Consider the following 10,933-nt stretch of genomic DNA (forward strand, 5'->3'; position numbering starts at 1 on the left):
TGCCGGGCGGGCCGGGGCAGGGGCGGGTGAACCGCCTCGGCGGGGGGCTTGAGGGCGCCCCGCCGGGTAACCCGGCCGGTATGGCGAAGCTGCACGTACCCCGGCGGCACCACCGGCAGTCCACCGACGAGAACCCGGCGCCGCGGATCCCGGCGCCGGAGGAGGCCGGCCCCGCCCCGGAGGTCGAGCGGCGGGCGCCGCGGACCCCCGCGAAACTGCCCCGCCGCGCGTGGGCCGCGGCCTTCCGGGGCGCCCTGCGCGAGTTCGTGGACGACGAGCTGACCGATCGTGCGGCGGCGCTCACCTACTACGCCGTCCTGTCCCTGTTCCCCGCCCTGCTGGTGCTGGTCTCCCTGCTGGCCGTAGCCGGCAGATCGCTCACCGACCGGGTGCTGGCCGACCTGAACGGTCTCGCGCCCGGCCCCGCCCGGGACATCGTCACCCGGGCCGTGGAACAGCTGCGCGACGGCGCCGGCGTCGGCTCGGTCATGGCCCTGGCCGGCATCGTGCTCGCCGTGTGGTCCGCGTCCGGGTACGTGGCCGCGTTCATCCGCGCCGCCAACGCCGTCTACGACATGCCCGAGGGCCGCCCGGTGTGGAAGATCCTCCCGGTGCGCGTCGGCGTCACCGTCGTGCTGATGATCCTCGCCGTGGCCGGCGCGCTCATCGTGGTCTTCACCGGTGCCCTGGCCCACCGTGCCGGGCAGGCGCTAGGCCTGGGCGACACGGCGCTGACCGTCTGGGCGATCGCCAAGTGGCCGGTGCTGGTCCTGCTCGTCACCGTGATGATCGCCATCCTGTACTGGGCCACCCCGAACGCCAAGGTCAAGGGCTTCGCCTGGCTCACCCCCGGCAGCGCCCTCGCCCTGCTGATCTGGCTGGCCGCCTCCGCCGGCTTCGCGGTCTACGTCGCGAACTTCGCCTCCTACAACAGGACCTACGGCACCATGGCCGGCGTCATCGTCTTCCTGGTCTGGCTGTGGATCACGAACCTGGCCGTCCTGCTGGGCCTGGAGTTCGACGCGGAGACCCTGCGGCAGCGGGCCATCGCCGGCGGCCATCCGCCCCGCGCCGAGCCCTACACCCGGCCCCGCGACACCAGGAAGTGGGACGAGGAGGACGTACGCCGCCTGGACGAGACCTGACGCCGACGCCCTCCCGGCCCCGTCACGCCGCGTATCCGCCGTCCACCGCGAACTCCGCGCCCGTCACGTACGCCGCCTGCGGCCCCGCGAGGAACGCCACCATGGACGCCACCTCCTCGGCCGTACCGAAGCGGCCCAGGGCGGTCATCGCCGCCTGACCCGACGCGTACGGCCCGTCCACGGGATTCATGTCGGTGTCGGTCGGGCCCGGGTGCACGACGTTGGCCGTGATGCCCCGCCCGGCCAGCTCCCGCGCCAGGCCCTTGGTCAGCCCGACGACGGCCGACTTGCTCATCGCGTACAGCGTGGCCCCGGGGCCCGGCACGCGCGCCGCGATGCAACTGCCGATCGTGATGATCCGCCCGCCGGCCCCCATCAGCGCGGCGGCCGACTGGGCGGCCAGGAACACCCCGCGCACGTTCACCGCCAGGAGCCGGTCGACGTCCGCGAGGGACAGGTCCTCCAACGGCCCCATCACCCCCAGGGCCGCGTTGCCCACCAGCACGTCCAGCCCGCCCAGTTCGTCCGCCGCGCGCCGTACCGCGCCCGCCGCCTCCGCCGCGTCCGCGGAGTCGGCGCGCAGGGCCACCGCCCGCCGCCCCAGCGCCTCGATGTCCCGGACGACGGCCTCGGCCGCGTCCTTGCCGTGCACATAGGTCAGGGCCACGTCCGCGCCCTCCCGCGCCAGGCGCCGTGCCGTCGCCGCGCCGATGCCCCGGCTGCCACCGGTGACCAGTGCCGTCCTGCCCCGCAGTTCCACTCGTGAAGTCATGACTCCATCCCAGCCGACGGCACCGGCGAGCACCGGCGGGGAACGGACATCGACCTCGGCGGCCGCGGCGGGCCGCCGCGCGGTCAGCCCTGCGGGACACCGCCCGGGGTGATCAGGCCGGTCTCGTAGGCGAGGATCGTGGCCTGCACCCGGTCGCGCAGACCGAGCTTGGACAGCAGGGCGTTCACATGGCTCTTGACCGTGCCCGTGGTGACGCCGAGTTCGGCGCCGATCTCGGCGTTGGTCAGTCCGGAGGCGATCTTCAGCAGGACCTCCCGCTCCCGCTGGGTGAGCCGGCCGAGGGGACCGCCGGCCGGGGGCGGCGGCGGGGCGCTGCGGGCGAACGTGTCGATCAGCCGGCGGGTCACGGCGGGCGCCAGAATGCCGTCGCCGGCCGCCACCACCCGGATCGCGGACAGCAGCTGCTCGGGCTCGGCGTCCTTCAGCAGGAACCCGGACGCCCCGGCGCGCAGCGCCTCGTACACGTACTCGTCCAGGTCGAACGTGGTGAGCACCAGCACGCGAGGGCCGTCGGCCGGCGCGGTGACCAGCCGGGTCGCGGTGAGTCCGTCCATGCCCGGCATCCGGATGTCCATCAGGACGACGTCGGCCTCCCCGGCGGCGGCGAGCGACACCGCCGTCGCCCCGTCACCGGCCTCGGCCACCACGGTCAGATCGGGTTCGGCGTCGACGATGGCGGCGAACCCCGCCCGGACCACGGCCTGGTCGTCGACGACGATCACGCGTACGGCTACGGGGACACCTCCTGGACCGGGGCCGGAACGGCTCCGGCCGGCAACACCACCCGTAGCGTACCGGCCGGTTCGCACAGGATCCGGCCCTCGCCCGCGGCGGCCTGCACCCGCAGGCGTTCGGCGACCGGACCGACGACGGCGAGCCGCACCCCCGTCACCGTGATCCGCAGGGTGCCGCGCCACCGCCGCAGGGTCACCCGGGCCGGGCCCACGTCGCCCGCGCCCAGCGCGGCTTCGACGATCCGGTACACCGAGACCTGCACCGACGACGGCAGGTCCCGGGCGGCCTCCGGCAGGCCCCGCAGCCGTACGTCCCTGCCGCCCGAACGCAGCGCGCGGCACAGTGCCTCCAGGTCGCCGACGGCCGGCGACGGAGCGAGCCGGCCGCCGGGTTCGCCGCCGTCGTCCAGGCGGTGCAGCATCTCCCGCATCGCGGCCAGCGCCGCCCTGGCCGTGCCCGCCACCTCCGCCAGGTCGCCCCGCCGGGCCGCGCCGACGAGCGCCCGCGTGTGCGCCGGCACGGCATCGGGCAAGGTGGCCGCCAGCCGCTGCCGTTCGGCCTCCGCGGCCCGGTCCGCCTGCCACATCGAGCTGGCGAACGCGAAGTCGTCGAAGGCCAGGGCACGCAGCCGGCGGCGCCGTACGAACAGGCCGGCGCCCCACACGGCGGCGAACACCGGGGCCAGCAGGACCGACAGGACGAAGACCAGCAGGACGGTGCCGGCCGCGCCCGTCGGCTCGCCCGCGACCGAACCGTCGGCCGCGGACGCGGCCGCCACGGTGCCGGCCGCACCGAGCGTCGCCGCGGCCGGCGCCGGCCAGGTACGCCCGGGCCCCTGCCCGTACGCGGCGACCGCGTACACGGCCAGCGTCTCCACGAGCGTCCCGGCGGCGAGGAACTGCGCCACATGGGACGGCAGATGCCACCCGGCGACGGCCGCCGGACCCAGCCAGGCCGTCGCGAGAACGCCGAGGAGGACGGCCCACGGCGCACGTCTGCGCCACAGCAGGGGCAGCGCGTGCAGCACCAGCAGCCCGCAGACGACCAGCAGCGCCGGCAGCGCGGCGCGCCGGGCGGCGGCCGACCAGTCCTCCGTGAGCGCCAGGGCGCACGACACCGGCAGGGCCATCGACACCAACACCAGCGCGGGATCGGCGAGTCGCTGCTCCCGCAGGACGTCACGCCGCCAGCCGGGCTCGTCCGGCCGCCGCGGTTCGGCACCGTCGGGCAGCGTCGCGCGCACCCGCCAGCCGCCCTCCGGCGTGGGCCCGGCGGTCAGGTCGCCACCGGCTGCCGCGGCCCGCTCCCGCATCCCGGCCACGCCGCGCCCCGCGCCCAGACCCCCGGCCCCCTGCGGCGCGGTGCGCGGCGGCGCGTTCTCCACGGTCAGCCGGAGCAGGCCGTCCGCCCGCGTGACCCGTACCCGGGCGGCGGCACCGGGCGCGTACCGAAGCGCGTTGGTGAGCGCCTCGCGGACGATGCCGTGGATCGCCTCGGCCGACGGGCCCGCCAGGTCGCCGGGGAGCTGCGCGGTCACCGGACGGCCCAACCGGCCGAAGCCCGCGACGAGTTCCTCGATCCGCCCGCTCATCGGCCGGTGGTCCGGGCGGTCGGTGTCCCGCAGCAGCCCGACCAGCCGTTGCAGCGCCGTGAGGGTCTCCACGCCGGTGCGTTCCGCGAACGCCAGCGCCTCGGCGGCCAGGTCGGGCCTGCTGTCCTGGAGCCGGCGCGCGGCGTCGACGGTCACCACGACCGAGGTGAGATGATGGGCACTCACATCGTGCAGTTCCCGGGCCAGTCGCCGGCGCTCCTGGTCGGCCGCCAGCCGGCGGACGTGCTCCGCCCCGGCCAGCCGCCGGGCCGCGGTGAGCCGGCCGGCGAGCCACTGGCGCCGTGCCTCGCCGAGCCCCGCGCACAGCAGGTACACACCGAGCGCGATCACCATGTCGGACAGCAGCGCGGGCCGGGGGCCCTCCCGCACGGCCGACAGCACCCACTCGACGCCCACCACGGCCGCGACGGCCCGCACCGTCACCGGCACCGGGCAGCGCACCGCCACGGAGTACAGGGCGATCAGCGTGCCGATGCCGAGATAGCCGTCCGGCCAGGCGACCCCGCCCAGCACCAGGGAACCCAGGGTGCAGGCCAGCGCCCGCACCGGGACGGTCCGGCGCCGCCCCAGTGCGGCCGTCTCCAGGGCCAGCGCGCCCAGCACGCAGAACAGCGCCGGTCCGCCGGGTGTGCCGTCCGGGCCCACGCCGGGCCACAGCAGGACGCCCTGCCCGGCCGCCAGCAGCAGGGGCAGGAGCCAGTTGCGAATCGTCTCCATGTCGCAGACGAGCGTAGAGGCCGGCCGGGCGCCGGGCACCGGACCTGAGGGGGAGAGGCCTCTCCCACCAGGGATAGAGACGGGGACCCGTCCCCAACCCGGGGCAGAGCAACCGGTCGTGCCCCGGGCCGATGGCACACCGGGCCGGGTGGGGCAGGCTGACGGCATGACACAGCAACAGCTCCCCGGGCAACTGCCCTACCACCGCCTGGCCCGCCTCTCCCCCCGCTACCGGTGGTGGCGCCCCCTGCTCGGAACGCTGGTGGCGGCCGTGACCTATCTGGTCGCCGTGGTCCTGCTGATGCTCTGCGGCGCGGCCCTGGGGCTGTCCCTCGGCTACCGGGAGGACGCGGACGGCTGGCCGGAGTTCGGCCCGGTCTCGGGCACCGCCCTGGACCTGCTCTCGATCGCGGTGGCGATACCCGTCCTGGCGCTGACCGTGCACTGGATCGGCAGGCGCCGGCCCGGCACGGTCTCGTCCGTGACCGGCCGCCTGAGATGGCGCTGGCTGCTGCGGTGCGTGCTGACCGCCGTGCCGGTCCTGGCCCTCGCGATGGGCGCCATGTTCCTGCTGCCCGCGGACGGCGAGGCGGAGGGCACGTGGGCGGGCTGGACGGCCTTCGGCAAGGCCCTCGCCATGCTGGTGGTGCTCGTGCCGGTGCAGGCGGCCGCCGAGGAGTACGTGTTCCGGGGCTGGCTGACGCAGACCGCCGGGGCGTACCTGCGCTCGCCGTGGGCCGCCCTCCTGCCCCAGGCCGTCCTCTTCGCCGCCGCCCACGGCTGGGGCACCCCCTGGGGCTTCGCCGACCTGGTGGTGTTCGGGACGGCCGCGGGCTGGCTGACCTGGCGGACGGGCGGGCTGGAGGCGGCCATCGCCCTGCACGCGGTCAACAACCTCCTCGCCTTCGGCGCCTCGGCCGCCGTCGTGGACGGGCTGAGCAGCGACGAGACCGCGGCCGACGCGCCGTGGCAGGTGGTCGCGCTCGACGTCGTGGGCATCGCGCTGTACACGGCGGCCGTGGCCTGGTGGCTGCGCCGCCGGCGGCTGGAGCGCACCGCCCCGGCGCCCGCGCAGGCGCCGCCGGCGGTTCCCGCGACGGCGTACCCGTACGTCTACGGCGCTCCCGTCTACGGCGCCCCGGTGCCGCCGCAGTGGCCCGGTCGGCCGGCACCGGGTACGGCGGTCCCGCCCGCCTCCCGGGGCGCCCAGGCAGACGGCGCCGACGGTGGGTGAGCGGCGGCCCGGAGCCCGGATCAGGCGGTGTGCAGGGCGGTGTGCAGGGTGCGGACGGCGAGGTCGATGGCGGCCTGGGCGGCGTGGGTGCCGCGCAGGGCGTCGAGCATCACGAAGTCGTGGATGATGCCCTGGAAGCGGACCGCGGTGACCGGGACACCGGCGGCGCGGAGCTTGTTGGCGTAGGCCTCGCCCTCGTCGCGCAGCACGTCGGCCTCGCCGGTGATGACCAGTGCCGGGGGCAGGCCCGTGAGCTGGTCGGTGGTGGGTCGCGGCGGCGACCGCCCTCCACCGGGCCCGCACTCGGGACGCGCGCCCCCGGCACCCCGGGCGGGGGCTCAGGCCGCCCCGCGGTCGCCCCGGTCAGACCACGTGGGCGGCGATGGTCCGGGCGCAGGCCAGGGACTCGGTGTGGGTGGTGTCCACCTCCAGGTCGTACGTCACGCCCCGGTGGACCGGCTCGGCCTGGGCCGCCGCCATGCCCCGCGGCCGGTCCCCCCGGGCCAGCTCCCGTGCCGCGGCGACCTCGGGATCGCACCGTACGCCGACCCACAGCACGGTCAGTCCGGCCAGGGCCTTCCGCCAGCGCTGCTGGGAGGCCGGCCCGCCGAGGAAGACGTCGTCCACGACGATCCGCGCGCCCGCGCGGGCGGTCGCCGCGACGCCCTCCCGCCATGCCGCCTCCAGCGCCTGGAAGCCGGCTCCGACGTGCACCCCGCCGTCATCGGCGAACTCGATCCCGCCGTCCGCCCCGCGCAGCCTCGGCGGGAGTGCGTCCACGAGCGCGTCGATCCCGAACGCCAGCCAGGGCTCGGGCAGTACCGCCTGCAGGCACCGCACGATTCCGGACTTCCCGGCGCTGGAACCACCGTTGAGAAGGATCACCTGAGTCGTCACCGGGACACGGTACGGAGCGTTCGGGGACGGTGGATAGCGAATTCCGGCGCCGCCCGCGCTGTGGCGGATCTTCCCGGAGTCCGGGTCCGTATCCTCACCCAGGAGACGCAGAGCGGCCGGCCCGCCGCCGAACCGGCCCCGAAGACGCCGAACGTGGCCGGTCGGCCCGGTCCGCGCCGCCTCCGGCCGGACCGGCACCTGACCGGCCGCGTTCCACCCGGGCGTGCCCGCCGCCCCGCGGGTCCCGCCCGGTGCGTCGAAGCCCCACCGAATTCAGGAAGGTGACGTCATGACCGACCAGCTCACCGTGAGCGTCCTGGGCACCGGCATCATGGGCGCCGCGATGGCCCGCAACCTCCTACGGGCCGGACACACCGTCCGCGCCTGGAACCGCACCCGCGCCAAGGCCGAACCGCTCGCCGCCGACGGCGCGCACATCGCCGGCACGCCCGCCGAGGCCGTCGAGGGCGCCGACGTCGTCCTGACCATGCTCTACGACGGCCCGGCCACCCTGGAGGTCCTGCGCGAGGCCGCCCCCGCGCTGCGCTCCGGCGCCGCCTGGGTGCAGTCCACCACCGCCGGCCTCGAGGCCATCGGCGACCTGGCCGCCTTCGCCCGCGACCACGACCTGGTCTTCTTCGACGCGCCGGTGCTGGGCACCCGCCAGCCCGCCGAGGCCGGCCAGCTCCTCGTCCTCGCCGCGGGCCCGAGCGGGCACCGCTCCGCCGTGACCCCGGTGTTCGACGCGGTCGGGGCCCGTACCGTGTGGACCGGCGAGGACGGCGCGGCCGGCACCGCGACCCGGCTGAAGCTGGTCGCCAACAGCTGGGTCCTCGCGGCCACCGCCGCCACGGGTGAGGTGCTGGCTCTGGCCCGGGCGCTCGGCGTGGACCCGCAGGGTTTCTTCGACGCGATCGCGGGCGGCCCGCTGGACATGGGGTACCTGCACGCCAAGTCCAGGCTCATCCTGGACGAGCGGCTGACCCCGCCCCAGTTCGCGGTGGCCACGGCCGTCAAGGACGCCCGGCTCATCGTCCGGGCGGGTGAGACGCACGGGGTGCGGCTGGACGTGGCCGCCGCGAGCGCCGCACGCCTGGAGCGCGCCGCGGCGCAGGGCCACGCCGACGAGGACATGGCCGCCGCCTACTTCGCCAGCTTCGACCCCGGCGACCGGCCGTCGGCCTGACGGGGCCCGGCGCGGCGGCGGTCACGCCCCCGTGTCGGTGCCTTCCGCCGTCTTCGCCGCGGGTTCCTCCGCCGCCCGTCCCGGGGACTCCCCGGGCACGGTGTAGAAGACGGACGAGCCCTGCTTGGTGCGCTGGGCGCCGTTCCTGGCGACGAGGTTCTCCAGGGTGGCGCGTACGACCTTGGTCTGGACGCCGCGTTCCGGATGCGTCCGGTCCAGTGCCTCGGTGACCTCCGCGGCCGAGCGCGGTTCGTTCTGTTCCGCCAGGTGCCGGCGGACGAGTTCGACCAGCGTGGGCTGGGCGGCCTCGGAGGTCGCCTTTTTCGCCGCCGGTTTCCTCGGCACCGGTTTCTTCTCCGCCGGCTTCTTCGCCGTCGTCCTGGCCGTGGCCGACTTGGCCGTCGCGGCCTTGGCCGCCGGCTTCCCGGCTTCGGTACGCCGTGTGCCGCCGCTCTTCTTCCGAGGGGAGGGGACGACCACGCCACCGGTCGCCGCGGCGATGCCGAGCGCCTGCTGCATGTTGAGCAGGACGGCGTGGTCGTGCTGCAGGGTGGTCAACTGCTCCTGCAGCGCGGCGATCTCCGCCGTGATGCGCTCCTGCTCCTTGAGGTTGCGTTCGAGGTCGTTGGACACCTGGCTGACGTACTGAGAGGTCAGTTCGGTGACGGGCCCAGCGCTTTCCGGCATCTTTCCCTCCGCTCCTGACGGTGCGACACCTGGATGATACGGGTGGGTCAACCCGTTTTCACCGTTGGCGAGGTGGCAAACGTGCACCCGCCGGTCCGCCGGCAGCTGGCCGGCGTCGACGCGCTGCTCGAATGGCGCGGGGGAGGACATGCGTCGACCCCCACGCCCGCCTGCGCGCCGCCCGGTGGCTACGATCCCTCATCATGGCAGTGCGCGCACACCACGGCCCTTCCCGGCCGCAACGCCTCACCCGCACCGCCTGTTCGGTGGCGGCATCCCTGCTGCTCCTCGCCGGTGCCGAGGACTCGCTGGGCAGGCCACCGCCCCGCCCGGCCGGGCCACCCGCCGTCACCGCGTGCCTGACGAGGCCCGGGGACCTGATCGCCGACGTGAACAACGACGGCCGTCCGGACCGGATCACCGACCCGTCCCACCACGGCACCCTGTTGACCGTCACCTTCGCCGTGGGCTCGTCCCACGAAAGGACGGTCACCGCCCGGGGACTGGCCGACCGTCCGGGAGGCCGGCAGGAGTATGTGAGCGCCGCCGTGGCGGACTTCGACGGGGACGGGTGGAGCGACCTGGTCGTCGTGGCGGGTGAGGAACAGGGCGGCGACGACCCGGTCCCGCCCCGCGTGGCCGAGCTGAGGCTGGGCCCCTTCTCCGACACCGGCCGCAGCAGACGGACCGTCCCGCTCGACCTGGGTGCCGCGAAGGACATCGCGGTGGCCGACTTCGACCACGACCGCCGCCCCGACCTGGCGGCGTACACCTACTCGGGCGACGGCTCCTACGAGACCCAGGCCCGCCTCGGCGACGCCCGCACCGGCCTCGCCCCCGGCACCCGCGCCCACACCACGGACGCACCGGGCACCGGCTACGACCCCCCGGCCCGCCTCTCCCACGCGGGCCTGACACCGTTCTACCCGGCCTGCGGCACCGGATGAAGGAACCACCCGGGACCGCCTGCCGACCCGCCCCGCAGGCGAACGCCTCACCCGAGGACGAGGGGGAGTTTCGCGTCCAGGGCGCCGAGTTCGGCCCGCTCGGTCTCGGTCGGAGACCTCCTCCCCGTGCCGACGCGCAGGACGTCCTGGTCGGACCACGCCCCCGGGAAGGAAGCCCCGGCGATCTCCTCCAGCATCGCGCGCGACCGGGCGAGGCCCTCGGCGGGCGGCTGCCCCGCGCCGGGGAGGTGCGCGATCAGGTCCAGGTGGTGCAGGGTCCACTCCAGGACGTACGCGGAAAGGTAGTCGCCCACGGTGAGCACCATGTCCTGCGTGCTCACCCGCCGTTCCGGATCGGCCAGCTCCGCCGCGCGGCCGGCGGCCGAACCGACGTCGTCCAGGTGGAACTTCAGCAGCCGCGGTTCCTCGTACGCGGCGGCCAGCCGGACGGTCAGCGCGTCCAGCGGGTCGTCACCGGCCGGCGGGGTGCCCGTGACGTTCCAGTACGTCACCGCGTTGCGGGTCGGCTCCGCCGCGGTGGGCGTCACGAGAGTGATCAGCACGTCCTGGGCGTCGATGACCAGATGGCACACCAGGTCCCGGACGAGCCAGCCCGTACAGCCCGACGGCCGCGCGAAGTCCTCGTCGGGGAGCGCCGCGACCGCGGTGCGCAAGGCCGTCCACGAGCGGGAGAAGAGATCCACCCCCGCAAACTAACAGTGCCGGCTTCTTCCTTCGACCCGATTCCCCCGACCCGGAGGGGGCGGTTCCCGTGGGTCAGTGGCGGGGGAGTGCGTGCGGATTGGCGGCGGTGCCCTCGGTGTTCAGCAGGACGACCACCGAGCCGGGCCCCAGCCCCAGCCGCTCGCGGCGTGGGGGCGCCGGCGGCGCCGCGGCGGGCGCGGGGCGCCCCCCCCGCCCCCCGGCGCCCCCCGGCCGCCCGGGCGGCCCCCCCGCCCCCCCGGGCCCCGGCCCCCCGG

Annotated in this window: 10 protein-coding genes and 1 pseudogene; 4 read left to right on the forward strand and 7 right to left on the reverse strand. The window is 75.8% G+C overall.

Features of this window, described 5'->3' with window-relative positions; genetic code table 11:
• Positions 1-80: 80 nt before the first annotated feature.
• On the forward strand, positions 81-1,145 hold the full coding sequence (locus tag ABZ923_RS39600; RefSeq protein ID WP_361482725.1) for a YihY/virulence factor BrkB family protein: 1,065 nt from the start codon (positions 81-83) through the stop codon (positions 1,143-1,145).
• 22 nt (positions 1,146-1,167) lie between these two features.
• On the opposite strand, the gene ABZ923_RS39605 is transcribed toward ABZ923_RS39600, so the two are convergent.
• From ABZ923_RS39605 to ABZ923_RS39615, 3 genes are all read right to left on the reverse strand, one after another.
• Entirely contained in the window at positions 1,168-1,917 is a 750-nt protein-coding gene (locus ABZ923_RS39605; protein WP_361482698.1) for an SDR family oxidoreductase, read from the reverse strand.
• Between the two features lie 83 nt (positions 1,918-2,000).
• Positions 2,001-2,660, reverse strand: a complete 660-nt coding sequence (locus tag ABZ923_RS39610) for a response regulator transcription factor (protein WP_361482701.1) — start codon at positions 2,658-2,660, stop codon at positions 2,001-2,003.
• Positions 2,661-2,668: 8 nt separating this feature from the next.
• Positions 2,669-5,002: a histidine kinase gene (locus tag ABZ923_RS39615; protein WP_361482704.1), complete on the reverse strand. Its 2,334-nt coding sequence runs from the start codon at positions 5,000-5,002 to the stop codon at positions 2,669-2,671.
• A 166-nt stretch (positions 5,003-5,168) separates the two neighbouring features.
• Between ABZ923_RS39615 and ABZ923_RS39620 the strand changes: the two genes are divergently transcribed.
• Positions 5,169-6,236, forward strand: coding sequence for a type II CAAX endopeptidase family protein (locus ABZ923_RS39620; protein ID WP_361482707.1), 1,068 nt, complete (start codon positions 5,169-5,171; stop codon positions 6,234-6,236).
• Positions 6,237-6,256: 20 nt separating this feature from the next.
• On the opposite strand, the pseudogene ABZ923_RS39625 reads toward ABZ923_RS39620, so the two are convergent.
• A pseudogene (locus tag ABZ923_RS39625) lies at positions 6,257-6,517 on the reverse strand (alpha/beta hydrolase fold domain-containing protein); the annotation flags it as partial.
• Positions 6,518-6,599: 82 nt separating this feature from the next.
• Positions 6,600-7,133 carry a chloramphenicol phosphotransferase CPT gene (gene cpt / locus ABZ923_RS39630; RefSeq protein WP_361482710.1) on the reverse strand — a complete coding sequence of 178 codons (534 nt, stop codon included), beginning with the start codon at positions 7,131-7,133 and terminating at the stop codon, positions 6,600-6,602.
• A 289-nt stretch (positions 7,134-7,422) separates the two neighbouring features.
• Here cpt and ABZ923_RS39635 point away from each other — a divergent pair, with 289 nt between their 5' ends.
• Positions 7,423-8,319, forward strand: a complete 897-nt coding sequence (locus ABZ923_RS39635) for an NAD(P)-dependent oxidoreductase (protein ID WP_361482713.1) — start codon at positions 7,423-7,425, stop codon at positions 8,317-8,319.
• 21 nt (positions 8,320-8,340) lie between these two features.
• Here the strand turns inward: ABZ923_RS39635 and ABZ923_RS39640 are convergent, their stop codons facing one another.
• Positions 8,341-9,006 carry a hypothetical protein gene (locus ABZ923_RS39640; protein WP_361482716.1) on the reverse strand — a complete coding sequence of 222 codons (666 nt, stop codon included), beginning with the start codon at positions 9,004-9,006 and terminating at the stop codon, positions 8,341-8,343.
• 203 nt (positions 9,007-9,209) lie between these two features.
• Between ABZ923_RS39640 and ABZ923_RS39645 the strand changes: the two genes are divergently transcribed.
• Positions 9,210-9,953 carry a VCBS repeat-containing protein gene (locus tag ABZ923_RS39645; RefSeq protein WP_361482719.1) on the forward strand — a complete coding sequence of 248 codons (744 nt, stop codon included), beginning with the start codon at positions 9,210-9,212 and terminating at the stop codon, positions 9,951-9,953.
• A 47-nt stretch (positions 9,954-10,000) separates the two neighbouring features.
• Here the strand turns inward: ABZ923_RS39645 and ABZ923_RS39650 are convergent, their stop codons facing one another.
• Entirely contained in the window at positions 10,001-10,657 is a 657-nt protein-coding gene (locus ABZ923_RS39650) for a maleylpyruvate isomerase N-terminal domain-containing protein (protein ID WP_361482722.1), read from the reverse strand.
• Positions 10,658-10,933: the final 276 nt, after the last annotated feature.

The sequence above is a fragment of the Streptomyces sp. NPDC046881 genome (assembly GCF_040645015.1).
In the GTDB taxonomy this organism is placed as follows: Bacteria; Actinomycetota; Actinomycetes; order Streptomycetales; family Streptomycetaceae; genus Streptomyces.

Coding starts and splice junctions, on each gene's coding strand:
- ABZ923_RS39600 (WP_361482725.1), top strand. CDS start 81: ATGGCGAAGCTGCACGTACCCCGGCGGCACCACCGGCAGTCCACCGAC.
- ABZ923_RS39605 (WP_361482698.1), bottom strand. CDS start 1,917: ATGACTTCACGAGTGGAACTGCGGGGCAGGACGGCACTGGTCACCGGT.
- ABZ923_RS39615 (WP_361482704.1), bottom strand. CDS start 5,002: ATGGAGACGATTCGCAACTGGCTCCTGCCCCTGCTGCTGGCGGCCGGG.
- ABZ923_RS39620 (WP_361482707.1), top strand. CDS start 5,169: ATGACACAGCAACAGCTCCCCGGGCAACTGCCCTACCACCGCCTGGCC.
- ABZ923_RS39635 (WP_361482713.1), top strand. CDS start 7,423: ATGACCGACCAGCTCACCGTGAGCGTCCTGGGCACCGGCATCATGGGC.
- ABZ923_RS39640 (WP_361482716.1), bottom strand. CDS start 9,006: ATGCCGGAAAGCGCTGGGCCCGTCACCGAACTGACCTCTCAGTACGTC.
- ABZ923_RS39645 (WP_361482719.1), top strand. CDS start 9,210: ATGGCAGTGCGCGCACACCACGGCCCTTCCCGGCCGCAACGCCTCACC.